Source organism: Alterinioella sp. (genome assembly GCF_058343375.1).
The window spans coordinates 38473-63005 of sequence record NZ_JBTUJH010000086.1 but is presented as its reverse complement, the minus strand read 5'-3'; the positions used below and the strand labels follow the sequence as shown (position 1 = coordinate 63005).

34 protein-coding genes are annotated in these 24533 nt (G+C 61.1%); 14 read left to right on the top strand and 20 right to left on the bottom strand.

What is annotated here, in order from left to right; genetic code table 11:
- Window positions 1–60: 60 nt before the first annotated feature.
- The 6 genes from ACW8PS_RS12330 to ACW8PS_RS12305 all read right to left on the bottom strand — a co-directional run bounded on the left by ACW8PS_RS12330 (window position 61) and on the right by ACW8PS_RS12305 (window position 3825).
- Entirely contained in the window at window positions 61–615 is a 555-nt protein-coding gene (locus ACW8PS_RS12330; protein WP_491527744.1) for a F0F1 ATP synthase subunit B, read from the bottom strand.
- Between the two features lie 4 nt (window positions 616–619).
- On the bottom strand, window positions 620–1156 hold the full coding sequence (locus ACW8PS_RS12325) for a F0F1 ATP synthase subunit B' (RefSeq protein ID WP_491527743.1): 537 nt from the start codon (window positions 1154–1156) through the stop codon (window positions 620–622).
- 83 nt (window positions 1157–1239) lie between these two features.
- The gene (locus ACW8PS_RS12320) at window positions 1240–1464 is read right to left on the bottom strand and encodes a F0F1 ATP synthase subunit C (protein ID WP_491527742.1); all 225 of its coding nucleotides are present in this window, start codon (window positions 1462–1464) and stop codon (window positions 1240–1242) included.
- 79 nt (window positions 1465–1543) lie between these two features.
- On the bottom strand, window positions 1544–2320 hold the full coding sequence (locus ACW8PS_RS12315; protein ID WP_491527777.1) for a F0F1 ATP synthase subunit A: 777 nt from the start codon (window positions 2318–2320) through the stop codon (window positions 1544–1546).
- 81 nt (window positions 2321–2401) lie between these two features.
- The gene (locus ACW8PS_RS12310; RefSeq protein ID WP_491527740.1) at window positions 2402–2734 is read right to left on the bottom strand and encodes an AtpZ/AtpI family protein; all 333 of its coding nucleotides are present in this window, start codon (window positions 2732–2734) and stop codon (window positions 2402–2404) included.
- 170 nt (window positions 2735–2904) lie between these two features.
- On the bottom strand, window positions 2905–3825 hold the full coding sequence (locus ACW8PS_RS12305) for a DMT family transporter (RefSeq protein ID WP_491527738.1): 921 nt from the start codon (window positions 3823–3825) through the stop codon (window positions 2905–2907).
- A gap of 144 nt (window positions 3826–3969) precedes the next feature.
- Here ACW8PS_RS12305 and ACW8PS_RS12300 point away from each other — a divergent pair, with 144 nt between their 5' ends.
- Window positions 3970–4302, top strand: a complete 333-nt coding sequence (locus tag ACW8PS_RS12300) for an ArsR/SmtB family transcription factor (protein ID WP_491527776.1) — start codon at window positions 3970–3972, stop codon at window positions 4300–4302.
- An 87-nt stretch (window positions 4303–4389) separates the two neighbouring features.
- Here the strand turns inward: ACW8PS_RS12300 and ACW8PS_RS12295 are convergent, their stop codons facing one another.
- Together ACW8PS_RS12295 and ACW8PS_RS12290 are read right to left on the bottom strand one after the other, a co-directional pair.
- Window positions 4390–5271: a DMT family transporter gene (locus ACW8PS_RS12295; protein WP_491527737.1), complete on the bottom strand. Its 882-nt coding sequence runs from the start codon at window positions 5269–5271 to the stop codon at window positions 4390–4392.
- A gap of 1 nt (window position 5272) precedes the next feature.
- A complete protein-coding gene (locus tag ACW8PS_RS12290; protein WP_491527736.1) occupies window positions 5273–6163 on the bottom strand; it encodes a LysR family transcriptional regulator in 891 nt (296 codons plus the stop codon).
- A 107-nt stretch (window positions 6164–6270) separates the two neighbouring features.
- On the opposite strand from ACW8PS_RS12290, the gene ACW8PS_RS12285 reads away from it, so the two are divergent.
- From ACW8PS_RS12285 to ACW8PS_RS12225, 13 genes are all read left to right on the top strand, one after another.
- Window positions 6271–6858, top strand: a complete 588-nt coding sequence (locus tag ACW8PS_RS12285) for an FMN-dependent NADH-azoreductase (protein ID WP_491527735.1) — start codon at window positions 6271–6273, stop codon at window positions 6856–6858.
- A 92-nt stretch (window positions 6859–6950) separates the two neighbouring features.
- Window positions 6951–7445 carry a hypothetical protein gene (locus ACW8PS_RS12280; RefSeq protein WP_491527734.1) on the top strand — a complete coding sequence of 165 codons (495 nt, stop codon included), beginning with the start codon at window positions 6951–6953 and terminating at the stop codon, window positions 7443–7445.
- Window positions 7446–7578: 133 nt separating this feature from the next.
- A complete protein-coding gene (locus ACW8PS_RS12275) occupies window positions 7579–8109 on the top strand; it encodes a hypothetical protein (RefSeq protein WP_491527733.1) in 531 nt (176 codons plus the stop codon).
- A 161-nt stretch (window positions 8110–8270) separates the two neighbouring features.
- Window positions 8271–9776 (top strand): signal recognition particle protein, encoded by a 1506-nt coding sequence (ffh, locus tag ACW8PS_RS12270; protein ID WP_491527732.1) that lies wholly within the window; start codon window positions 8271–8273, stop codon window positions 9774–9776.
- A 239-nt stretch (window positions 9777–10015) separates the two neighbouring features.
- Window positions 10016–10543 (top strand): GNAT family N-acetyltransferase, encoded by a 528-nt coding sequence (locus tag ACW8PS_RS12265; protein WP_491527731.1) that lies wholly within the window; start codon window positions 10016–10018, stop codon window positions 10541–10543.
- A 79-nt stretch (window positions 10544–10622) separates the two neighbouring features.
- Complete coding sequence (locus tag ACW8PS_RS12260) at window positions 10623–10919, top strand: chorismate mutase (RefSeq protein ID WP_491527730.1); 297 nt, start codon at window positions 10623–10625, stop codon at window positions 10917–10919.
- A gap of 42 nt (window positions 10920–10961) precedes the next feature.
- On the top strand, window positions 10962–11372 hold the full coding sequence (gene rpsP, locus ACW8PS_RS12255) for a 30S ribosomal protein S16 (protein ID WP_491527729.1): 411 nt from the start codon (window positions 10962–10964) through the stop codon (window positions 11370–11372).
- Window positions 11373–11389: 17 nt separating this feature from the next.
- Complete coding sequence (locus ACW8PS_RS12250; RefSeq protein ID WP_491527728.1) at window positions 11390–11629, top strand: hypothetical protein; 240 nt, start codon at window positions 11390–11392, stop codon at window positions 11627–11629.
- On the top strand, window positions 11626–12144 hold the full coding sequence (gene rimM / locus ACW8PS_RS12245; protein ID WP_491527727.1) for a ribosome maturation factor RimM: 519 nt from the start codon (window positions 11626–11628) through the stop codon (window positions 12142–12144). Before ACW8PS_RS12250 ends, rimM begins: the two co-directional genes overlap by 4 nt.
- Before the next feature lie 154 nt (window positions 12145–12298).
- The gene (trmD, locus tag ACW8PS_RS12240) at window positions 12299–13108 is read left to right on the top strand and encodes a tRNA (guanosine(37)-N1)-methyltransferase TrmD (RefSeq protein WP_491527726.1); all 810 of its coding nucleotides are present in this window, start codon (window positions 12299–12301) and stop codon (window positions 13106–13108) included.
- Between the two features lie 268 nt (window positions 13109–13376).
- Window positions 13377–13760 (top strand): 50S ribosomal protein L19, encoded by a 384-nt coding sequence (gene rplS, locus ACW8PS_RS12235; RefSeq protein ID WP_491527725.1) that lies wholly within the window; start codon window positions 13377–13379, stop codon window positions 13758–13760.
- Between the two features lie 13 nt (window positions 13761–13773).
- Window positions 13774–13995 (top strand): 50S ribosomal protein L31, encoded by a 222-nt coding sequence (gene rpmE, locus ACW8PS_RS12230; protein WP_491527724.1) that lies wholly within the window; start codon window positions 13774–13776, stop codon window positions 13993–13995.
- A 351-nt stretch (window positions 13996–14346) separates the two neighbouring features.
- Entirely contained in the window at window positions 14347–15156 is an 810-nt protein-coding gene (locus tag ACW8PS_RS12225; protein ID WP_491527723.1) for a division plane positioning ATPase MipZ, read from the top strand.
- Window positions 15157–15483: 327 nt separating this feature from the next.
- Here ACW8PS_RS12225 and rplP read toward each other — a convergent pair whose 3' ends face one another.
- From rplP to rpsG, 12 genes are all read right to left on the bottom strand, one after another.
- The gene (rplP, locus tag ACW8PS_RS12220) at window positions 15484–15897 is read right to left on the bottom strand and encodes a 50S ribosomal protein L16 (protein ID WP_491527722.1); all 414 of its coding nucleotides are present in this window, start codon (window positions 15895–15897) and stop codon (window positions 15484–15486) included.
- 12 nt (window positions 15898–15909) lie between these two features.
- Window positions 15910–16632: a 30S ribosomal protein S3 gene (gene rpsC / locus ACW8PS_RS12215; RefSeq protein WP_491527721.1), complete on the bottom strand. Its 723-nt coding sequence runs from the start codon at window positions 16630–16632 to the stop codon at window positions 15910–15912.
- The gene (rplV, locus tag ACW8PS_RS12210; protein ID WP_491527720.1) at window positions 16632–17012 is read right to left on the bottom strand and encodes a 50S ribosomal protein L22; all 381 of its coding nucleotides are present in this window, start codon (window positions 17010–17012) and stop codon (window positions 16632–16634) included. Before rplV ends, rpsC begins: the two co-directional genes overlap by 1 nt.
- Window positions 17013–17015: 3 nt before the next feature.
- Entirely contained in the window at window positions 17016–17294 is a 279-nt protein-coding gene (gene rpsS / locus ACW8PS_RS12205) for a 30S ribosomal protein S19 (RefSeq protein WP_491527719.1), read from the bottom strand.
- Window position 17295: 1 nt separating this feature from the next.
- Entirely contained in the window at window positions 17296–18138 is an 843-nt protein-coding gene (rplB, locus tag ACW8PS_RS12200; protein WP_491527718.1) for a 50S ribosomal protein L2, read from the bottom strand.
- 447 nt (window positions 18139–18585) lie between these two features.
- Entirely contained in the window at window positions 18586–18882 is a 297-nt protein-coding gene (locus tag ACW8PS_RS12195) for a 50S ribosomal protein L23 (protein WP_491527717.1), read from the bottom strand.
- Window positions 18879–19499: a 50S ribosomal protein L4 gene (gene rplD / locus ACW8PS_RS12190; RefSeq protein ID WP_491527716.1), complete on the bottom strand. Its 621-nt coding sequence runs from the start codon at window positions 19497–19499 to the stop codon at window positions 18879–18881. The genes ACW8PS_RS12195 and rplD overlap by 4 nt, the downstream gene beginning before the upstream one ends.
- On the bottom strand, window positions 19496–20221 hold the full coding sequence (gene rplC / locus ACW8PS_RS12185; RefSeq protein ID WP_491527715.1) for a 50S ribosomal protein L3: 726 nt from the start codon (window positions 20219–20221) through the stop codon (window positions 19496–19498). The genes rplD and rplC overlap by 4 nt, the downstream gene beginning before the upstream one ends.
- Window positions 20222–20234: 13 nt before the next feature.
- On the bottom strand, window positions 20235–20549 hold the full coding sequence (rpsJ, locus tag ACW8PS_RS12180; RefSeq protein ID WP_224813467.1) for a 30S ribosomal protein S10: 315 nt from the start codon (window positions 20547–20549) through the stop codon (window positions 20235–20237).
- 84 nt (window positions 20550–20633) lie between these two features.
- A complete protein-coding gene (tuf, locus tag ACW8PS_RS12175; protein ID WP_491527714.1) occupies window positions 20634–21809 on the bottom strand; it encodes an elongation factor Tu in 1176 nt (391 codons plus the stop codon).
- Between the two features lie 86 nt (window positions 21810–21895).
- Complete coding sequence (fusA, locus tag ACW8PS_RS12170; RefSeq protein WP_491527713.1) at window positions 21896–24013, bottom strand: elongation factor G; 2118 nt, start codon at window positions 24011–24013, stop codon at window positions 21896–21898.
- 39 nt (window positions 24014–24052) lie between these two features.
- Window positions 24053–24523, bottom strand: coding sequence for a 30S ribosomal protein S7 (gene rpsG, locus ACW8PS_RS12165; protein ID WP_491527712.1), 471 nt, complete (start codon window positions 24521–24523; stop codon window positions 24053–24055).
- Window positions 24524–24533 lie beyond the last annotated feature (10 nt).

The following is a 24533-nucleotide window of genomic DNA, read 5'->3' as shown; positions in this document are numbered from 1 at the left end:
AAACCCCGGCCCGACGCGAGGTCAGCCCGGGGGATTGTAACTGTCCCGAAAAGGAACGGCTCAGTGCAGGCGCGTCTTCACATCCGAAATCGCCGCGTCGATCAGCTTGTTGGCCTGTGCGGCGCTGGTTTTCGATGCAATCACCTGTGCGGCCACTTCAACCGCGATGGATACGGCCCGGTCGCGCACTTCACGCACGGCACCGGCCTCGGCCGAGGCGATCTGATCGGTCGCGGCTGCAACCCGGCGCGTGATCGAGGCTTCCAGATCGGCCCGCGCCTGTGCGGCGGCAAGCTGTGCCTCTTCGCGGGCCTGGGCGATGATTCGTTCCGACTGCTCGGCCACTTCGCGCTGCTTGCGCTCATAGGAGGCAAGGATGGTCTGCGCCTCTTCACGCAGGGCGCGCGCCTCATCCAGATCGTTGCGGATGCCTTCGGCACGCTGGTCCAGCAGACCCATCAGCAGGCCGGGCACCTTGAAATAGAGCAACACGCCGATGAACACGAGGAAGGCCAGAACGACCACGAAATCGGTGTTGAACAATGAGAAGAAATAGTCGCCCGCCGCAAAAGCCGGGCTGCCGATCAGAACGAACAGAAGGGTCAGACGTTTCATGACTCTATCCTTTCACGCGTTCGGCGACAGCTGCGGCAATGCCCGCATCATCGGCCGCGGTGGGGGCAAGGGCTGCCACGATCTCAACCGCGGTATCGCGCGCGACGGCTTCCACCGCCTCCAGCGCTCCGGCGCGGATCTCGGCGATATGGGCCTCGGATTCGGCAGCCTTGGCGGCAATCTCGGCATCCGCCTTGGCAATGGCATCCGACAGGTCGGCCATGATCTCGGCCCGGGCCTCGGCCGCAATGGCCTGCGCTTGTGCGCGGGCGTCGGCCAGCGCCTTGTTATAGGCAGCCTCCGCATCCGTGGCCTGGCGTTTCAGATCCTCGGCGGCGGCGATATCATTCGTTATCGTGCCCTGTCGCTCGGCCAGAACGGCCCCGATCCGGGGCAGCGCCACGCGCGTCAGGATCAGATAGATCGCCACAATGGCAACGACGAGCCAGAAGATCTGGTTCGGGTAAGTAGAAAAGTCGAGTTGCGGCATTCCGGGGGCGGATTCTACAGCTTCTGCAACTTCTGACACATTTTCAGCCATCTTGTCCTCCAGGGAACCGGGTTACCCCGGACCGCCGGCCCATGCGGCCTGCGATCCGGTCGTAAGGATGGTCCGCGAGGGGTTTAGACGGCGAACATCAGCAGCAGGGCAACGAGGAACGAGAAGATCCCCAGAGCTTCTGCAAATGCGATGCCGATAAAGAGGGTCGCGGTCTGGCCGGCGGCGGCAGACGGGTTGCGCAATGCGCCGGACAGGAAGCTGCCGGCCACGTTGCCGACACCGATTGCGGCTGCGCCGGAACCGATTGCTGCCAGACCTGCGCCGATATGTGCGAGTTCGCCTTCCATGAGAGTTCTCCTTACGATTGGAAGTTTTGAATAGGTGGTTGTTTCGGATGCCGTGGCACGGGTTGAACCCGCCGCCACGTCAATGGGATGGGTGCAATGCGTCCCTCAGATAAACACAGGTCAGGATGGCAAAGACATAGGCCTGGATGAAGGCCACCAGGACCTCGAGCGCGAACATCGAGGTAATCGCCAGGATCGGCAGCACTGCCCCCACACCGAGGACGCCGGCAAAGCCCGCAAAAACCTTGATCACCGCATGGCCCGCCATGATGTTGCCGGCCAGACGAATGGAGTGGCTGACCGGGCGCACGAAATACGAGATCAATTCGATGATCGCCAGAATGGGGCGCAGCGCCAACGGGGCCGAAGAGACCCAGAAAAGCCCCAGAAACTTGGTGCCGTTCTTGACAAATCCGACCACGGTTACCGTCAGGAACACCGCCATCGCCAGCACCGCCGTCACCGCGATCTGCGAGGTGGTGGAAAAGCTCATCGGCAGCAGCGCCAGGAAATTTGCCATCAATATGAACAGGAACAGGGTCAGGATATAGGGGAAGAAGGCCAGCGCATCCTTGCCGGCCACATCTTCGACCATCTTGCGCACAAAGCCATAGGTCAGTTCAGCGATGGATTGAGCCCGGCTGGGAATGATCGCGCGGCCCGAAGCGCCGGCCACCATCATCAGGGCAACGGCCAGAACCGCCAGCAACATCCAAAGGGTCACATTGGTGGGCGTATACCAGAAGATATCACCCTCGCCGAACAGGCGCGCAGGCTCGAACTGCTCCATCGGGTGGATCTGCAAACCGCTCGGCGCGACGCCGGGTATATCATGGCTCGTTCCGCCGGTGGCGATGGCACCCGCCGTTTCCGCATGGCCAGAGCCACTTTCCACAAGGGCTTCCGCGCCGCTGGATGCTGTATCTTCAGACACCTGTCATTCCCTCTCGTCGTCTTGCGCGGCCTCGGCGGCCATCGCGTCGCGCTGCATTTCCTGCGCCGATCGGATCATCGTCTTGATCCCGGCCGCGAAACCCAGCATCGTAAATATCACCATCAACCAGGGCTTGGTGCCAAACAGGACATCCAGACCAAGGCCAATCAAAAATCCGATCCCCAGACCGGCCACCAGCTCTATCACCATCCGCCAGGCATGCTGCGCCATGGAATAATGTTCCTCGGTATGGGGCTTTTCGTCGTCCTTGCCTTTCAGCCGCGCCAGCCGGTCTTCCAGCGCCCGCAAGCGCTCGGGATCAGGGTGGTCAGACATCGAAATTCCCCCGTCAGAGGCGTTCCGCGGAACCTAGGCAGCCAGGCGGGCGGAGTCAACGCGAAGTTTGGCCCAGGGAAGGCCGCATAACCATTTGAAATATCAAGGTAATTTCTACCCATGGCATTCTGCCCACGCGGCCCGCCCCCCAAATCGGCCAATCGCCATATTCAACCTTTTGGTTGAACATCCGGGGCTGCATCGCCGACACGCGACCGAAAAATCCGCATCAATCGCCCGTCAATGAACAAAAGCCCGGCAAAGATCAGCGCCATACCGGCAATATGGAAAACACCGATCACTTCGTTCAGCACCAATACCCCCAACAAAACCGCAGATATCGGCGCAATGAAGGTGATGGTCGAGGCCGTGGTGCCCCCGACGATGGGAACCAGCCAGAACAGCACGATGAACGCCACCGAGGTCAGCACAAAACCGATGATGACAAGCGCGCCCAGGGTTGCCGCCTGGGTGATGACCGGAATGCCTTCAGCCCACAGCGCCAGCGGCGCGATCATCAAGGCCCCGAAACTCAGCGACCAGGCCGTCAGCACCGTCCGGTCCAAGGCGTCCATGCGGCGCAACAGGTTCACCGCCACACCGTAGCACAAAGGTGCCGCCATGGTTGCGATCAGCGCCCATGGGTTCGACGCCCCCTGGCCCTGAAAACTCGGCACCGTCATCACCATGATCCCCAGAAACCCCAGAACCACGCCGACCGATTTCAGCGGCGTCGCGCGCTCGCCTGCGGGCCAGACATGGCTGACCAGAACCACCATGATGGGCGTGATCGCATTGACGATACCGGCGGCACTCGACGTGATGAACTGCTGCATGACAGGATAGATCGTCAGCGGGATCGCATATTGGACCATGCCGAAAACGGCAAGCTGCGCGATCGCGACGCGCGGAACCGCCCAGGCCTTCTTGCGCATCACCAGCCAGATCCAGCAGCCCAGCGCCCCCATCGCGACCCGGCCCAGGCCAACCGTGATCGGTCCCAGTTCGCGCAACAGGATCTCGTTGAAGAAAAACGACGACCCCCAGCCCATGCCAAGCAGGAAAATGATCAACCAGTGGCGCAATGACATTGAATGAAACCCTGCCTCCGAAAAACCGCGCCACCCTAGCGCCAAACCTGACCCATGCACAATTCATCCTTTGTGATACGCGTTATCACATGGCGCGATGGCGGGGCCTTTCCCTTTCGCGCGGCCCCGCGTAGCGTGAGCGCCATGGCCACCTCTCTCGATACTGTTTTCGCGGCCCTCGCCGACCCCACCCGCCGCGCCATCCTGACGATGCTGCTGGAGGATGACATGGCCGTCACCGATGTGGCCGAGCCGTTCGAGATGTCGCTGGCGGCGATTTCCAAACATCTGACGATCCTGGCCGGGGCGGGCCTGATCACGCAGGAAAAACGCGGCCGGGTAAAGTGGTGCAAACTTGATCCCGACGCGATGAAACCGGCCTCGGTCTGGATGCAGGGATTCGGGCAGTTCGAGCCGGTCAACCTGGATGCGTTCGAAGCATTCCTGGCACAGGAACTTAACGAACCACCCGATTGACCCTCTTTCATCTTGGTTCCAATACCTCGGGGGTGTGGGGGCTGGCCCCCACGAAACCCCGCGCCGCAAACCCGCCCGGCCGCCGCATCAATGCTCATCCTTCAACAGCAACAGCAGCGCCACTGCCGTCAGCGCCACGCCCACCAGCACCAGCGCGCTCGGCACGCCATTGCCCAGGGCGACCTGCCACAAGATCACCCAGCTGGGGGTGAGATAGGTATAGGCCATGACTTTCGAGGCCGGCAGACGCAGCGCTGCAAACTGCAACAACACCGTGGTCGCGGCGCTGGCAAACACCGCCGTATAGGCCAGCGTGATCCAGACGATGCCCGGCAGGGCCGCCCAATCGGTCGCAACCACATCCCGCCAGCCCCAGCCCATCAGCATAACGGCCCCACCGACCATGGTGCCAAAGGCGAACACCACGGCAGTTTCGCCGCGGTTCAGCACCCGGACCAGCGGCGCATAGAGCGCGTGCGCAATGCAGCCGATGAAATAGATGGCCTCGCCCCGCCCGATCTCGAACGCCAGCAGCGCGCCCAGATCGGCCCGAAAAATCACCCAGAGAGCGCCGACCGCGCCAAACCCCAGCGCCACCGCCATCCGCCCCGTCATATGCTGGCGCAGCAGCAGATAGCCGAACCCGGCCGCCATCGCCGGTGTCAATGTAAAGACAGCCGCGGCAGATACCGGCGGGGCCGTCTTCAGCCCCTCGAACATCATCACGAAATAAAAGCCGAACAGCCCGCCCAGAACCAGATAGCGCCAAGGCGCGCGACAGGCCCGCGCGGGCAATCCCCCGGTCGCTATTGCGACCCCGGCCAGCACGCAGGCTCCAATGACAAACCGCACCGCATTCAGCGCAATGGGCGAAATATGATTGGCCGCCAGCGACCCCAGCGAAAATGACCCCGCCACCAGCGCCGAAAAACCCAGCATCGCCAGATGCCCGCGTGAAATACCGCCCATGTCAGGCCGGATCCACCGGCCAGTCCTGCACCTTTTCCTTCAGGAACCGCAACAGGGTCTGCACCTTTGCGGTCCGGTGCAGATCCATATGCGTGACCAGCCACAGTTTGGTTGACCATTCTTCCAGCGGCGGCAGCACTTCGACCAGTTCGTCATCATCCATTGCCTCGGCGCGCGAAATGAACCCGATCCCCATCCCGGCCCGCACCGCATGGCGGAACGTATCCATCTCGTTGGTGCGGAAAACAATGCAATCATCGGGCACCATTTCGTTCATCCAGCGCAGAAACGGTGCCCGCGAATGTTCGATCGTGGTTCCGATGAACCGGTGGCTGTCCAGGTTGGTGTCATCGGGATAGCCATGCGCGGCAACATATTCCTTGCTGGCATAGAGCCCGACCGAGCTGGTGCAAAACGGCTGCACGATATTGTCGGGGCTGTCGCCCGGTTTGCCGGCGCGAATGGCGACATGCGCCTCGCCGTATTCCATGCGGAACAGGCGGGGATCGGTGATCAGCTGCACCCGCAAATCGGGGTGACGTTCCTGAAACTCGCCCATGGCCGGCACCAGCAGGGCCGACAGCCCGCTGATCGAGGTGACGACCAGATCGCCGGTCACCTCGTTGCCGCGTCCCTTGATGCGGCCTGCCAGCTGGGTGAACTGATCATCGGCCCGTGTCCCGACACTCAGCAGATCCTGCCCGGCCTCGGTCGGCGTGTAGCCGCGCGCGTGGCGCTGGAACAGTTTTGCACCCAAACGCTTCTCCAGCGCGTCGATATGGCGGATGACGGTCGCATGATGGACCCCCAGCACATCCGCCGCGCCGCTGACGGTTCCCATGCGCGCCACTTGATAGGCGGTGCGAATTTCATCCCAATGGTCAAATGACATCTGCGCGTTCCTGCACCTATACTCTCTCATTTGTCCAGATTGTGCCTGATCGCGCAAGGGCCAATATCCTGTCCACCACAGCAACGCTCTCAGACAGGACCATACCCATGCCCCATTCCATCTTGCGCATCGACGCCTCCGCGCGCCGCCAGGGCTCCGTCTCCCGCGACCTGACGGCCCGTATCCTTGCCCGGTTTCCGAATGCCGACATCACCACCCGCGACCTCGCCGATGGTCTGCCGCTGATTGACGAGGTCTGGGTTGGCGCGAATTTCACGCCCGAGGGCGACCGCAACCCGGCGCAACGTGACGTGCTGGCCCTGTCAGACAGGCTGATCGACGAGCTTCAGGGTGCCGATACAATCGTCATCGGGTTGCCGATCTACAATTTCGGCGTGCCCGCCGCGCTCAAGGCCTGGGTCGATCTGGTCGCCCGCGCCGGCGTTACCTTCAAATATTCCGAAACCGGCCCCCAAGGCCTGTTGACCGGCAAGCGGGCCATTATCGCTGTCGCCTCGGGCGGAACCGAAGCCGGGTCACCGATTGATTTTGCCACCGGTTACCTGCGCCATGTCCTGGGTTTCATCGGCATCACCGAGGTTGATTTCATCACCGCCGACCGGTTGGGCATCGATCCTGAAGCGACATTGAAATCCGCCCATGATCAGGTGAACGATCTGGTCATTGCAGCCTGAGCCATTGATAAGCTGGCTCTCCGTTTCTGGACAGATCGACCCCGGCCCTCTAGCCTGCCCCGATTGTCCCTCGCCCAACCGGAGAGCCACCTTTGAAGGTCACAACCAATACCGACCGCCGCCTTGTCCTGACGGGCCATCAACGTCTGGTCGCGCTTGCGGTCATCGCAATGGGTCCGGGCGCGATCTGGCTTGGGCTGAAGATTGTTGCAGAAGGCGACAGCGAATGGTTCGGATGGAGTTTTGCCGCCCTCGGGATTTTTATGATTCTGCTTGGCTTCATAGGCCTTAAAACACACCATTCACTGACCCTTGACCGCGATCAGGACATGATCCGCTTTTCCGTTCATCTCCCCTTCGGACAGAAGAACATGAAGATGGCACTCAGCGATCTGGAACATGTCGTCATGCGGACCGAGACTATGTTGAGGGGACGTTATCGAACGGATTATTCTGTTCTCGTTTTTGCGCCCCGCGAAAGTGCCGGGCTTTCCGAACTCAAGATCAGTAATTTCTTGACAAAAACCGCCGCCAACAATGCCCATTCTGCGGTGGCGTCCTGGTTGGACCAAACAAGAGGCGAGTGATGGCATTCTGTTTTTGGTGACCCTTCCCGGTGCCCTACATCCGGGCCGAACAGGCGCACCGATTCCAGGATGCGCCGCATAGGCAAGAGACAACACCATGTTGCCATTGGTTTGCCCGTGCTAGGCTGATCCCATGTGGCGTATCGCAATCCTCTTTTTTCTTCTCCCCCGAACCGCCTTTGCCCTGACCTGCACCCTCAGCTTTGATCTGGTGGTCACCCAGGGCATCGGCCCCTATCCGCCGGGCACGACCCTGTCGGTTTCGGCCCAGTTCGAAACCGTGCGCTCCTTCCGGCAGGAAGGCGGCGCAATCGGTCATCTGGTCACCGGCACCATGGTGCTGGACGGCGACATCGCCGGGCGCCTGTGGTCGGTCATCAGCACCAGCCGCGACCAGGCCGCCAATCTGGTCGGGCTCTATGCCGTCGATGTCGAGGGGCTGACCTTTGTCGGTCAGGAATTTCGCGGCCCGATGACGGTCACGCTTTATGGCGAGGCAGGCCAGTGGCCCTATGATCGCCCGCCGATCACCCAGGAAGAATGGGACAGCTTCGACCTGCGCCGATCTTTCCTGCTGCACTCCATCGAAAGCCGGGATTGGCTGGCAGGTGACATCACGTCGCTGACTGCGGCTTGTGTTGACTCGCCCGCGCTCGGCGACTAAACCCCGCCGCAATACCCGGAAGCACCTGTCTTCCGGTCCTGGGGCAATACTCAGGATCGCCCCCCGTCAGCGAGGTTTCGCCCACGGGGGTGTTGGTGCATTCCGGCATGTCCCCTATCTCAAGGGGGCAGATGACGACCAAAAGGAAAGGGCCGCGCCCGATGTTTGAAAACCTGTCCGAACGCCTCTCTGGTGTCTTTGACCGCCTGACCAAGCAGGGTGCCCTGTCCGAGGATGACGTCAAGACCGCGATGCGCGAGGTCCGCGTGGCCCTGCTGGAGGCCGATGTCTCGCTGCCCGTGGCCCGGTCCTTCATCAAGGCGGTCGAGGCCAGGGCCACCGGTGCCGCCGTTACCAAATCGGTCACCCCCGGCCAGCAGGTCATCAAGATCGTCCATGATGAACTGATTTCCACCCTGACCGGCGATGGCGACCCCGGCACGCTGAAAATCGACAACCCGCCCGCGCCGATCCTGATGGTCGGGCTGCAGGGCTCGGGCAAGACCACCACCACCGCCAAGCTCGCCAAGCGCCTGAAAGACCGCGAGGGCAAGCGCGTGCTGATGGCCTCGCTCGACACCAACCGCCCCGCCGCGATGGAACAGCTCGCCATCCTCGGCACCCAGATCAGCGTCGATACCCTGCCGATCGTGAAAGGCGAAACCGCCCAGCAGATCGCCAGACGCGCCAAGACCCAGGCCAGCCTCGGCGGCTATGATGTCTATATTCTCGACACCGCAGGCCGCCTGCATATCGACGCTGAACTGATCGCCCAGGCACAGGAAATCCGCAACATCACAACGCCGCGCGAAACGCTGCTGGTGGTCGATGGCCTGACCGGTCAGGACGCGGTCAATGTGGCATCCGAATTCGACGACAAGATCGGCGTCACCGGCGTGGTGCTGACCCGGATGGATGGCGACGGGCGCGGTGGTGCGGCGCTCAGCATGCGCGCGATCACCGGCAAACCCATTCGCTTTGTCGGTCTCGGCGAAAAACTGGACGCGCTGGAAACCTTCGAGCCCGAGCGCATCGCCGGGCGCATCCTCGGCATGGGCGACATCGTGGCGCTGGTCGAAAAGGCACAGGAAACCCTGGAGGCCGAACAGGCCGAGCGCATGATGAAGCGGTTCCAGAAGGGCCAGTTCAACATGAACGACATGCGCAGCCAGCTTGATCAGATGCTCAAGATGGGCGGCATGGAGGGCATGATGTCGATGATGCCCGGCATGGGCAAGATGGCCAAACAGATGCAGAACTCCGGCTTTGACGATTCCGTCCTGCGCCGCCAGATCGCCCTGATCAATTCGATGACCAAACGCGAACGCGCCAATCCCGGCCTGCTGCAGGCCAGCCGCAAGAAACGCATCGCAGCCGGCGCCGGGCAGGATGTCTCGGACCTCAACAAGCTTCTGAAAATGCACCGCCAGATGTCGGATGCAATGAAAAAGCTCGGCAAGATGGGCAAAAAGGGCATGATGCGCGGCGGCCTTGGCGCGCTGTTCGGCAAAGGCGGCGGCATGCCCGGCATGCCCGGCGCTGGCCCCGGCATGGATCCGGCCGCAATGGAGGCTGCCGCCCGCCAAATGGGCCAATCCCCCACCCTGCCCGGCCTCGGGGGCGCGGCGCTGCCGCCCGGTCTCTCCGGTCTGGGAAAAAAGAAATAATGGCTTCTTCTTTGTCCAAATACTCAAATCCACACGCCCGCATCCGCACTGCCCTCCCGGCAAGACGACCCGGCACCCCCTGCCAGAATCAGAGCCGCGCGGCAGCGCGTCAATTTGGCTGAGATCATGACCGCTGACCTGCATATCCCCTCGCTTGAGACGAACCGCCCTGCCCGACGCGCGCCGCGGATGGGCAGGGCCGTTCCGGCCCACCGCCACCCGGCACCGGGGGCGGTGCAATGACGGCCACTTTCACCATCCCCAGGCTGGAAACCGGCCGGCTGATCCTGCGGGCCCATCAGGCCTCGGACATCGCCGCCGAAGCTGCCTTCTACGCCTCGCCGCGCGCCGAACATGTCGGCGGCCCGCTCAGCGCCGAACAGACCTGGCGCATGATCGCGGCCTTCCTCGGGCATTGGGCGCTGCGCGGTTTCGGGTTCTGGGCCATCGAGGAAAAATCCACCGGCCACTACCTGGGGCGGGCCGGCCTCTGGTTCCCCGCCGGTTGGCCCGAGCGCGAAATCGGCTGGACCCTGATGGAGGAGGCCGAAGGCCGCGGCATCGCGCTGGAGGCGGCGCTGGCCGCCCGCGCCTACGCCTATGACATGCTCGGCTGGACCACCGCCATCAGCATGACAACCTGCGGCAATATCCGGTCGGCGGCGTTGGCCAAACGCATGGGGGCCACGCTCGACGGCAGTTTTGAACATGACCGTTTTGGCCCCTGCGACATCTACCGCCACCCCGCGCCGGAGGCCCTGACATGATGCGCCGACTGTATGCACAGGATGTGCACCGGGTGTGCACGGGGTGTGCATCGCCGATTTCGCCCAACGGAGGCCTGACATGAGCACCCCCGCCACCCGCGCCGCCACCTTGCTGAAAGACCACCGCGAGAGCATCGACCGGCTCGACGCGATCCTTGTCTACACATTGGGCGAGCGCTTCAAACACACCCAGGCCGTGGGCCGGCTGAAAGCCGAACACGCCCTGCCGCCATCAGACCCCGCGCGCGAAAAAGCCCAGATCGCGCGTCTCGAAGATCTGGCAAAACAGGCCGATCTGGACCCCGAATTCGCCAGGAAATTCCTGAATTTCGTCATTCAGGAAGTCATCCAACATCACAAGAAACACCAGGAATAACGGGCTTTTGCCCGCACCCGCCATTTCAAAGGAGAAACTCAAATGGCCATGAAAATCCGTCTCGCCCGTGGTGGCTCGAAAAAGCGCCCCTTCTATCGCATCGTGGCCGCCGACAGCCGCATGCCCCGCGATGGCCGCTATATCGAGAAACTGGGCACCTATAACCCGCTGCTGCCCAAAGACAGCGAAGACCGGGTTCAGATGAACATGGAACGCGTGCAATACTGGCTCGGCGAAGGCGCAAAGCCCACCGACCGCGTGGCGCGTTTCCTGGAAGCTGCTGGTGTGGTTGAGAAAACGACCCGCTCGAACCCGAAAAAAGGCGTCCCCGGCAAGAAAGCAACCGACCGCGCCGAACAAAAGGCCGCCAAGGCCGCGGAAGCTGCTGAAGCCCCTGCCGCGCCAGAACAGGCCCCGGTCGAGGAAGCCGCCGCAGAAGAAACCACACAATAAGCGGGACGTCCTCAGACATGGCCCCCCGATACTGGACAGGTATCATCCATCAGGCACAGGCCCGCGCCGCGCAGGCGGCCGGGTTTGTGGCCATGTCGCACGGAAAAGACGAAAACCAGGTGCTGCTGCACCCGCTGCGCGATCTCCAGCATTTCGCGACATCGCCGCGCCATCGGGGCATGGCCTTTCGCCGGAACCAGTTCGAAAGATCCCGGGCCGAACTCAACCTGATATCCGAAGGGATGGCCGCAACATGACCGATCGTATCTGCGTTGGTGCCATCACCGGATCCTATGGCGTGCGTGGCGAAGCACGGGTCAAAAGCTTTTGCGCCGACCCCTCTGCATTGGGCGATTACGGCCCCTTGAGCACGGAAGACGGCACCACCACCTACACGCTGACCATCACCCGCCCGGTCAAAGGCGGCTTTGCGGTGCGCCTGTCCGGCGTCAAGACCAAGGAAGCCGCCGACGCGCTGCGCGGCACCACGCTTTTCGCCCCGCGTGATGCGCTGCCTGCCCTGCCCGATGATGAGTTCTACTATGCCGATCTGATCGGAATGGCCGCCGTTGATACCGGCGGTGCCGATCTGGGCCGGATCCACGCCGTCCACAATCACGGCGGCGGCGATCTGTTGGAGCTGCGCGTCCAGGGCCAGAAAGGCACCGTTCTGGTGCCCTTCACGCGGGCCGTGGTGCCGACGGTCGATCTGAGCGCGGGCCGGGTTGTGATTGATCCGCCAGAGGGGCTTTTCGACGGCGATGGACCATGACCGCCTGCAAAAGGCAATGCCGCCGCCATCGGCAGGGCAATTTGCATGCCCCCCCGAACAGGCCGCTTGCAGGCGGACCTCCTGAAATCACTTGTCCCAAGCCTGGCGTTGCGGCGGTTGTCTTGCCAGCCCAATCGCGGTAACGCCTTCGGCCATGTCCACGCCTTTGAACAAATCCCATGGCCGCCTGTCGATCAGCGCCAGCCATACGCCACGCGATCTGGTGACGCCCACGCCGCAGTTGAAAGGGGCCTGGCGGGCCAGGGTCATCACCCTGTTCCCCGAGGCATTCCCGGGCGTTCTGGGTCAATCGCTGACCGGCAAGGCGCTGCAGCACGGGCTGTGGGCGCTGGAGCCCATCGACCTGCGCGCCTTTGGCATCGGCAAGCATCGCAAGGTCGATGATACGCCCGCCGGCGGCGGGGCCGGTCTGGTGATGCGCGCCGATGTTCTGGGCCGCGCCCTGGGCCTGGCATCGCGCGGCACGCCCGCCGATAGCGCCCGCTGGCCGCGTGTCTTCCTGTCGCCCAGGGGCAAGCCCTTCACCCAGGCCGACGCGGCGCGGTTTTCAAAAGCCGAGGGCATGACGCTGCTATGCGGCCGGTTCGAAGGGGTCGATCAGCGCGTGATCGAGCATTTCGACATGGAAGAGCTGAGCCTTGGCGATTTTGTCATGACAGGCGGCGAGATCGCCGCCCAGGCGCTGATCGACGCCACCGTCCGGCTGATCCCGAATGTTCTGGGCAATCAGGCCTCGACGATCGAGGAAAGCTTCTCTGACGGTCTGCTGGAACATCCGCAATATACCAAACCCGCCGAATGGCTGGGCCACGAAATCCCCGAAGTGCTGCTGTCCGGCAACCACAAACGCATTGCCGATTGGCGCCGGGATCAGGCCGAAAAACTGACGCAAGACCGACGCCCCGATCTTTGGGCCGCCTATCTGGCCCGCAAACCCCGCTAACACCCTTGCATATGCGCGCGCCCTGCCCTACACACCGCCCGTTCCGGTCGGGTTGATCCGACTCAGCGGAACCGTTTTGTGTTTGGCCGGGCCACGGCAAACGGGGTTTCTTCGCCCTGCCCTTGCGGCCCCTCAAGATCACATCGCGCAAGAAGGAAAAGTTGACCTGATCTCTGGCGGGCGCAGCGGCGGACCCGGAAGAAGACCAAGAGCGCTTGGGGCGACATCACATTCGCGGGCAAACCGTGATCATTGTTGGAGAATTGCGATGGACCTGATCGCACAGATCGAGGCGGAGCAGATTGCCGCCCTGGGAAAAGACATCCCGGATTTCAAAGCGGGTGACACCATCCGCGTCGGTTACAAAGTGACCGAAGGCACGCGCAGCCGTGTCCAGAACTACGAAGGCGTCTGCATCGCGCGCAAGAACGGCGCGGGCATTGCGGGATCCTTTACCGTCCGCAAAATCAGCTTTGGCGAAGGCGTGGAACGTGTGTTCCCGCTGCATTCCACCAATATCGACAGCATCACCGTCGTGCGTCGTGGCCGTGTGCGCCGTGCCAAGCTGTATTACCTGCGCGCGCGTCGCGGCAAATCGGCCCGGATCGCGGAAGTCACCAATTACAAGCCCAAATCCGGCGCTGAAACCTGAAGGAGCGGATGTCATGAAAAAAGATACCCATCCCGAATACCACATCATCGACGTCAAGATGACGAATGGCGATGTCATCCAGATGAAATCCACCTGGGGGTCCGAAGGCGACCAGCTGGCGCTGGATATCGACCCCACCGTTCACCCGGCCTGGACCGGTGGCGGCGCACGTCTGATGGACACTGGCGGGCGCGTGTCCAAGTTCAAGAAAAAATACGAAGGTCTGGGTTTCTGAACCTGCGACCATCTCGGATTTACAAAAAAACGCCGCCCTTGTCCGGGGCGGCGTTTTCGCATTCAGGGCGGTTTGCTTGGCTTCAGCCCAATGGCGCGTGGACCGCGACATTGCCTCCTTCTGCCCGCGATCCGGGCCTGTGACGGTGCCGGGAATTGGTTGTGCTCTTTCCGGCCGGACAGGAAGCACCTGACAGTCCGAGCCAATCCTGGGACAGATAGGAATAATGCGCCCTGATCGGAGATGGCGTGGTTTCGCGCTTAACACTGGCCGCGCGGTTCCGTATATTGCGCCGCATCGGGCCAGCTATCGCAAAGAAAACCGCGGCCAGACAATAATAAGGGGACAGCGGTGGCGCATATCATCGTTTTCGGCAACGAAAAGGGCGGCTCGGGCAAATCGACCTCGGCCATGCATGTGGCAACCGCGCTGGCCCGCATGGGACACAGGGTTGGCGGGCTGGATCTGGATCTGCGCCAACAAAGCTTTGGCCGCTATATCGAGAACCGGCAGGCCACCATCACCAGACGTCAGTTGACGCTGGCGGCCCCGATGCTGATCGACTTGCCGGAGGTCGACCCAAGCCAGCTTGGCCCTGACGACAATATCTATGACCTGCGCCTTTCGGCGGCTGTCAGCAATCTCGAGAGCGGCTGTGATTTCATCGTTATCGACTGCCCCGGCTCGCATACCCGGCTCAGCCAGGTGGCGCATTCGCTGGCCGATACGCTGGTCACGCCACTGAATGACAGCTTTGTCGATTTCGACCTGCTGGCCCGGATCGACCCCGAGACCTATGACATCAAGGGCCCGTCGGTCTATTCGGAAATGGTCTGGCACGCCCGCCAGCTTCGCGCCCGCGCCGGGCTGACCCCGATCGACTGGATCGTGGTTCGCAACCGCCTGGGCGCGCAATACATGCATAACAAGCGCAAGGTCGGCGACGCCCTGACCGCGCTGTCGAAGCGGATTGGGTTTCGTGTGGCACCCGGCCTGTCCGAACGGGTGATCTTTCGGGAACTGTTCCCCACCGGCATGACGCTTCTGGATCTGCGCGAGATGGGGGTGGAGAAGATGAACATCTCGAATGTCGCCGCCCGCCAGGAAGTGCGCGATCTGGTCAAGGCGATGAATTTGCCGGGCGTGACGGTCGATTTCTGACGCCTCGGCATGCCGGAACGCTTTCGATGTCACCTGCGGCGCGATCCGGATTTGCGCGGGCATCTCCGAACCGGCACCTCCGGAAACCGCAAGGCTTCCTTAAAACACTTCTCGCCAATAGCTGAGCCAGGGTGCATCGCTTGAACCGCGTTGAAATCTTTGATTTCAGGCAGCGTTAAGGGGTTCAGGTTTTCTGAGAGGTGCTATTGATCGGCGCTGAGGCGCATTGCCAAAAGTGCCCGCGCCAGATCAGAAAACCCCCGCTGATCTTTCAGCGGGGGTTTGTCTATTCTCAACCACGTCATTCCCATGAAGCGGAAAGGACGGTTACCAGTCTTCCCGAACAATGGTGCGGGTCTTGACCGGCAGTTTCATCGCGGCAAGGCGCAGGGCCTCACGCGCGATGTCTTCGTTCACGCCGTCGATCTCGAACATCACGCGGCCGGGCTTGACCTTGCAGGCCCAGTAATCGACCGAACCCTTACCCTTGCCCATCCGCACTTCGACCGGTTTGGAGGTCACCGGCGTGTCCGGGAAAATCCGGATCCAGACCCGGCCCTGACGTTTCATATGACGCGTCATGGCGCGGCGGGCGGCCTCGATCTGGCGGGCGGTGACCCGCTCGGGCTCGATCGCCTTCAACCCGAAGGTGCCAAAGTTCAGGTCAGACCCGCCCTTGGCCTGGCCCCGGATACGGCCCTTGTGCATCTTGCGGAATTTGGTGCGCTTTGGTTGCAGCATCTTCTCTACTCCTTACCGGTCACGGCGGGGACGACCGCCGCCTTGAGGACGCGAACCGCCACCTTCCTGAGCCTCGGCATGACGGCGATCATGGGCCGACGGGTCGTGCTCCATGATCTCGCCTTTGAAGATCCAGGTCTTGATGCCGATGATGCCATAGGCCGTCTTTGCCTCGGCATGGGCATAATCGATATCGGCGCGCAATGTGTGCAGGGGCACACGGCCTTCACGATACCATTCGGTGCGCGCAATCTCGGCCCCGCCAAGGCGGCCCGCGACGTTGACACGGATCCCGAGCGAGCCCATCCGCATCGCGTTCTGCACGGCGCGTTTCATCGCACGACGGAACGACACCCGGCGTTCCAGCTGCTGTGCGATGCTTTCCGCAACCAATTGCGCATCCAGTTCCGGCTTGCGGATCTCGACGATGTTGAGATGCAGATCGCTGGCGGTCATGGCGGCCAGCTTGCGGCGCAGGGTTTCGATATCGGCACCTTTTTTGCCGATGATCACGCCCGGGCGCGCCGTGTGGACGGTGACGCGGCACTTGCGGTGCGGACGTTCGATGATGACCTTGGAAACACCCGCCTGCTTGCACTCCTCATGAATGAACGCGCGCATCTTGATGTCCTCCAGCAGGAGGTTTCCGTAGTCCTTGGTATCGGCATACCAGCGGCTGTCCCAGGTGCGGTTGATCTGAAGGCGCATGCCAATCGGATTGACTTTATGTCCCATTAGGCTTGCTCCTCAACTTGACGCACAGTGATGGTCAGTTCCGAAAACGGCTTGACGATTTTGCCAAACCGGCCACGGCCACGGGGACGGCCGCGTTTCAGGACCATGTTCTTGCCGACATAGGCCTCGGACACGACCAGTTCGTCGACATCGAGGTTATGGTTATTTTCGGCATTGGCGATGGCGGATTGAAGGCATTTCTTCACATCAATCGCAATCCGCTTTTTCGAGAAGGTGAGATCGGTCAACGCCTTTTCCACTTTCTTGCCACGGATCATCTGAGCCACGAGATTCAGTTTCTGAGGCGAAGTGCGCAGCATCTTCAGCTTGGCCATCGCCTCGTTATCCGCCACGCGGCGGGGATTTTTATCCTTGCCCATGGCTTATTTCCTCTTCGCTTTTTTATCAGCCGCGTGACCGTAAAAGGTCCGCGTCGGCGAATATTCACCAAACTTCTGGCCGATCATGTCCTCGGTGACATTCACCGGAATATGCTTGCGGCCATTATAGACGCCAAAGGTAAGACCCACGAACTGAGGCAGGATGGTAGACCGGCGCGACCAGATCTTGATGACCTCGTGACGACCCGATTCCTTGGATTTCTCGGCCTTCTTGAGGACATAGCTGTCGACAAAAGGGCCCTTCCAGACTGAGCGGCTCATATCAGCGGCCCTTCTTCTTGGCGTGACGCGAGCGGATGATCAGCTTGCTGGACGCTTTGTTCTTGTTACGGGTCTTGGCACCCTTTGTCGGCTTGCCCCAGGGCGTAACCGGGTGACGACCACCAGAGGTCCGACCCTCACCACCACCATGGGGGTGATCGACCGGGTTCATCACCACACCACGCACAGAGGGGCGGATGCCCTTGTGGCGGTTGCGACCGGCTTTGCCAAGGTTCTGGTTCGAATTGTCGGGGTTCGACACGGCACCAACGGTGGCCATGCATTCCTGACGCACCATGCGCAATTCGCCCGAGGACAGGCGGATCTGCGCATAACCACCATCACGACCGACGAACTGGGCATAGGTGCCGGCGGCACGGGCGATCTGGCCACCCTTGCCCTGCTTCAGCTCGATATTGTGGATGATGGTGCCGATCGGCATGCCGGAAAACGGCATTGCGTTGCCCGGTTTGATATCTGCTTTGGCGGACGCAATCACCTTGTCCCCGATACCAAGACGCTGCGGGGCCAGAATATAGGCCTGTTCGCCGTCTTCATAGCGGATCAGCGCAATGAACGCGGTCCGGTTGGGGTCATATTCGATGCGTTCGACGGTTGCCGGAACATCCATCTTGTTGCGCTTGAAATCAACGATGCGATAGAGACGCTTTGCGCCACCACCAATGCGGCGCATGGTGATCCGTCCGGTGTTGTTCCGGCCGCCATGTTTGCTCAAACCCTGAGTAAGGGATTTGACAGGACGTCCTTTCCACAGCTCCGAACGGTCGATCAGAACCAGCCCACGCTGGCCCGGCGTCGTTGGCTTATACGACTTGAGTGCCATGTTTACTGTCTTCCGTTTGCTTGTGTGGGTCACGTGAATGACCCTGATGCTATAGGCCCCCGTAGGTGCCCTGTTTTGCGGCCTTGAGACCAAAAGCGAAGCCCCGGACGAATCCGGGGCCAAGCCGATGGGGTCTAGTAGTGGAGGGCACCAACAGGGTCAATAGGGCGTCGAAAGAAAGAGCCCAGTCCGCGCGATGGCCAGACCGCGCGATGGCGATGCAAGGCTAATCCTGACCACTTTTTACCCGCCAGATCCAGAAGACCCTTGAGCGATATGCGCAGGTCGACCAATCGCCAGCCCAGGGGGCGGTCTGGTTGAGGCCGGGCCAATCCCGGATCGGTGCGGCTGAACACAGCATTACGAAAACCGCGGTATCTTCGGCATGTCTCAATGACAAAGGGCCCTCACAATCGTGAAGGCCCTTCCAGTCATTCATCCCCGCCCTTACAGACCGGTAGACACGTCAATCATGTTGCCCTCTTCGAGCGTCACATAGGCCTTTTTCACGTCCTTGCGGCGCCCGAGTGCACCCCGGAACCGTTTGGTTTTGCCTTTGGTGATCATCGTGTTGACCGCTTTGACCTTGACCCCAAAGAGGCTTTCAACCGCCTCCTTGATCTGGGGTTTGTTCGCGTCGATCGCCACTTCGAACACAACCGCGTTGGCCTCTGATGCCATGGTTGCCTTTTCCGTGATGACCGGCTTGCGGATCACGTCGTAATGTTCAGCTTTGGCACTCATTTCAGACGAGCCTCCAGTGCTTCGATACCTGCGCGTGTGATCACCAAGGTGTCACGCTTGAGGATATCATAGACGTTTGCGCCCATGGTCGGCAGAATATCGAGACCTTCGATATTGCTTGCCGCCAGAGCAAAGTTTGCGTCCACTTCCGAGCCGTCGATGATCAGCGCCCGCTTCCAGCCCAGTTCCTTGACCTGCTTGGCCAGGGTTCCGGTCTTGGCGGCATCCATCGCGATGGAGTCGATCACCACCAGTTCACCGGCTGCCGCCTTTGCGGACAGGGCGTGTTTCAGCCCCAGAACCCGCACCTTTTTGGGCAGATCATGGGCGTGGCTGCGCGGTGTCGGGCCTTTGTAAACACCACCACCGCGGAAGATCGGGGCCGAACGGGCACCATGGCGTGCGCCACCGGTGCCTTTTTGGCGATAGATCTTCTTGGTCGAGTAATTCACTTCGGACCGGGTTTTCACCTTGTGGGTGCCGGCCTGCGCCTTGTTGCGCTGCCAGCGGACAACGCGATGCAGGATATCGGCGCGCGGTTCCAGGCCAAACAGGGCCTCATCCAGATCCACGGTGCCGGCCTTGCCGCCGTCCAGTTTGATGACATCAGCCTTCATTCTTCCGCTCCTTCAGCCGGAGCCTCGACAGGAGCCTCTTCCACGGCGGCGCCTTTCAGCGCGGCGGGGAAGGGAACACCCTCAGGCAGTTTCTTCTTCATGGCGTCCTTGATGGTCACCCATCCGCCTTTCGATCCCGGAACCGCGCCCTTGATCATGATCAGGCCGCGATCCGCATCGGTGCGGACAACTTCGAGATTCTGGGTGGTGACACGGGCGGCACCCATGTGACCGGCCATCTTCTTGCCCTTGAACACCTTGCCGGGATCCTGACACTGGCCGGTGGAGCCGTGGCTACGGTGGCTGATCGACACGCCATGGGTGGCGCGCAGGCCCTTGAAATTCCACCGCTTCATCGCACCGGCAAACCCTTTACCGATCGAGATGCCCGAGACATCGACCTTTTGCCCCTCAAGGAAGTGCTCGGCCGAGATTTCGGCCCCCACTTCGATCAGGTTTTCAGGCGATACCCGAAACTCGGCCAGCTTGCGCTTCGGGGCGACCGATGCCGCCGCATAATGGCCACGCATGGCCTGGCTGACGCGTTTGACCTTGGCCGTGCCGGCGCCAAGCTGAACAGCCGAATAGCCATCCTTTTCAGCGGTGCGTTGTGCGACAACCTGCAGGTTGTCGAGTTGCAGAACGGTGACGGGAATCTGCTTGCCGTCATCCATGAACAGGCGGGTCATGCCCACCTTTTTCGCGATTACTCCAGAGCGCATCTGATTGCCCTCCTCAAACCGAGATCTGAACGTCAACACCGGCGGCCAGGTCGAGCTTCATCAGCGCGTCCACGGTCTGCGGCGTCGGGTCCACGATATCGAGCAGACGCTTATGGGTCCGGATTTCCCACTGGTCGCGCGATTTCTTGTCCACGTGGGGGCCACGCAGAACGGTGAATTTCTCGATCTTGTTCGGCAGCGGGATGGGCCCGCGCACCTGCGCACCGGTGCGCTTGGCCGTATTGACGATCTCTTGCGTGCTGGCATCCAGAACGCGATAGTCAAAGGCCTTGAGCCGGATGCGAATATTTTGGCTTTGGACTGCCATTGGTATCAGCCTTTCAAGGGCGTTGGAGTTGATAGGAGGACCACCGGCTCATCCGGTAGCCCTCATCGAACCCGTAGGTCGTATTCAGTCGATGATCTTCGAAACGACCCCGGCACCAACGGTGCGGCCGCCTTCGCGGATGGCGAAACGCAGGCCGGTTTCCATGGCGATGGGGGCGATCAGGTCGACCTCGAATTTCAGGTTGTCACCGGGCATCACCATTTCCGTGCCCTCGGGCAGCATCACGGTGCCGGTCACATCCGTCGTGCGGAAGTAGAACTGCGGACGGTAATTGGCAAAGAACGGCGTGTGACGGCCACCCTCTTCCTTGGTCAGGATATAGGCCTCGGCCTCGAATTTGGTGTGCGGGTTGACCGATTTCGGCTTGCACAGCACCTGACCGCGCTCAACACCGTCACGTTCGATGCCGCGCAGCAGGACGCCGACATTGTCGCCCGCCTCACCGCGATCCAGCAGCTTGCGGAACATTTCCACACCGGTGCAGGTCGTGGTCTTGGTGTCCTTGATGCCAACGATTTCAATGCTGTCGCCAACATTGATCACGCCACGTTCGATACGACCCGTGACAACCGTGCCACGACCCGAGATCGAGAACACATCCTCGATCGGCATCAGGAACGGCTGGTCGATCGCGCGGGTGGGGGTCGGGATATATTCGTCAACAGCCGCCATCAGAGCGCGGATCGATTTCTCGCCGATTTCCTCGTCGCGCCCTTCCAGAGCGGCCAGGGCCGAACCCGGAATGATCGGGATATCGTCGCCGGGATACTCATATTTATCCAGCAGCTCGCGGATCTCCATCTCGACCAGTTCCAGCAGCTCCTCGTCATCGACCTGATCGACCTTGTTCATGTAGACGACCATGTAGGGAATGCCGACCTGGCGCCCCAACAAGATGTGCTCACGGGTCTGCGGCATCGGGCCGTCAGCCGCGTTCACCACCAGGATTGCGCCGTCCATCTGGGCCGCGCCGGTGATCATGTTCTTGACGTAATCGGCGTGGCCGGGGCAGTCGACATGCGCGTAATGGCGGTTCTCGGTCTCATATTCGACATGCGCCGTCGAGATCGTGATGCCGCGGGCCTTTTCCTCGGGCGCGCCATCGATCTGGTCATAGGACTTGAAATCACCGAAATACTTCGTGATTGCCGCTGTCAGCGTTGTCTTGCCGTGGTCAACATGGCCGATCGTGCCAATGTTCACATGCGGTTTACTGCGGTCAAACTTTTCCTTTGCCATATTGGCCTCCTTGATTTTCCTTTGGGTGGTGGATTGAAAACCCACCCTACGGTTTGGGTAGGGCGGGGTTCACCCCGCCATCCCGATTATGCGAATTTCGACTGGATCTCTTCCGAGATGTTCTGCGGCACCGGTTCATAGTGATCGAACTGCATGGAAAAGTTCGCCCGCCCCGAAGACATCGACCGCAGGGTGTTGATATAGCCAAACATGTTGGCCAGCGGCACGAAGCAATCAATCGCGATGGCATTGCCGCGCGAATCCTGGCCCTGCACCTGACCGCGACGCGAGGTCAGATCGCCGATGATGCCACCGGTATATTCTTCGGGCGTCACGACTTCGACCTTCATGATCGGTTCCAGCAGCTTCGCACCGGCCTTGCGCATACCTTCGCGCATGCACATCCGTGCCGCGATCTCGAAGGCCAGAACGCTGGAATCCACATCGTGGAACTTGCCGTCGATCAGGGTGACCTTGAAATCAATCACCGGAAAGCCGGCCAGCGGGCCGCTATCCATGACCGAGTTGATGCCTTTTTCGACGCCGGGGATGTATTCCTTGGGAATCGACCCGCCAACGATCTTGCTCTCGAAGGAATAGCCTTCACCGGGCTCGGTCGGGCTGATGATCATCTTCACTTCGGCAAACTGACCCGACCCACCCGACTGTTTCTTGTGGGTGTAGCTATGTTCGACCTCATGGCCGATGGTCTCGCGATAGGCCACTTGCGGCGCGCCGATATTGGCCTCGACCTTGAATTCCCGCCGCAGCCGGTCAATCAGGATATCGAGGTGCAATTCGCCCATGCCCTTCATGATGGTCTGACCCGATTCAATATCGGTTTCCACCCGGAAAGACGGATCTTCGGCCGCCAGACGCGCCAGACCCTGGCTCATCTTTTCCTGGTCAGCCTTGGTCTTGGGCTCAACCGCGATCTCGATCACCGGATCGGGGAAGGTCATGGTTTCCAGAACCACCGGATCGTTGATCGCGCATAGCGTATCGCCGGTTGTGGTGTCTTTCAGACCGGCCAGCGCGATGATGTCACCCGCGAAGGCTTCGGTGATCTCGTCTTGCTTGTTGGAATGCATCATCACCATGCGGCCGATGCGCTCTTTCTTGCCTTTGGTCGAGTTCAGGAAGGTATCACCTTTGGCAATCTTGCCGGAATAGATCCGGGTGAAGGTCAGGGTGCCCATATAGGGATCGTTCATGATCTTGAAGGCCAGGCCCGAGAACGGCATGTCATCATCGGCGCGACGCGGGATGTTGCGGGTCTCGGTTTCGTCACCGGGTTTGAAGCCCATGTAATCGACCACGTCCATCGGGCTCGGCAGATAGTCGATCACGGCGTTCAGAAGCGGCTGAACCCCTTTGTTCTTGAAGGCAGAGCCAGCCAGAACGGGGATGAACTTGATGGCCAGCGTGCCGGCCCGGATCAGGCGGCGCAGCGTCGGCACGTCAGGCTCTTCGCCTTCCAGATAGGCCTCCATCACGTCGTCATCCATGTCGACCGCGATCTCGATCAGCTTGGCACGCCATTCTTCGGCGGTCTCTTTCAGGCTGTCGCGGATCGGGCGTTTTTCCCAGGTGGCGCCCAGATCTTCACCCTCCCAAACCCATTCTTCCATGGTGACCAGGTCAATGATGCCTTCCAGCTCGGTCTCGGATCCGATCGGGATCTGAATCGGAGCCGGTGTGGCCCCGGTGCGATCCTTGATCATGTGGACGCAGTTGAAGAAATCCGCACCGATCTTGTCCATCTTGTTGACGAACACGATCCGCGGCACCTTGTAGCGGTCGGCCTGACGCCACACCGTTTCGGTCTGCGGCTCGACACCGGCATTGGCATCCAGAACGGCAACCGCGCCATCCAGAACCGCCAGCGACCGCTCGACCTCGATGGTGAAATCCACGTGGCCGGGGGTGTCGATGATGTTCAGGCGGTGCTTTTCGGTATCCGTGGTTTCGCCATCTTCGGTGCGTTCCCAGAACGTGGTGGTCGCAGCCGAGGTGATGGTGATGCCGCGCTCCTGCTCCTGCTCCATCCAGTCCATGGTGGCCGCGCCATCATGGACTTCGCCGATATTGTGCGATTTGCCGGTGTAATACAGGATACGCTCGGTGCAGGTGGTCTTGCCCGCATCAATATGGGCCATGATCCCGAAGTTGCGGTAGCGGTCGAGCGGATAGTCGCGTGGCATTGAATTAGATCCTTGGGCGGAATTTACGAGAAGCCGGAGTTACCAGCGGTAATGTGAGAACGCTTTGTTGGCGTCGGCCATCTTATGCATGTCTTCGCGTTTCTTCACGGCAGAGCCGCGCGAATTGACGGCATCGACCAGTTCACCGGCCAGACGTTCTTCCATCGTGTTTTCATTGCGGGTCCGGCTGGCCTTGATCAACCAGCGGATGGCCAGCGCTTCGCGGCGTTCGGGGCGAACCTCGACGGGCACCTGATAGGTGGCACCACCGACCCGGCGGGACCGGACCTCAAGCGCGGGTTTGATATTCTCCAGCGCTTCGTGAAACACTTCCACGGGCGCGCGCTTCAGCTTTTCCTCAACCCGGTCAAAGGCGTTGTAGACGATGCGCTCTGCGATCGACTTCTTGCCGTCGATCATCAGGTTATTCATGAATTTGGTCAGAACCTTATCGCCAAATTTGGCGTCGGGCAGAACTTCGCGCTTCTCGGCGGCGTGACGACGGGACATCGGATGATCC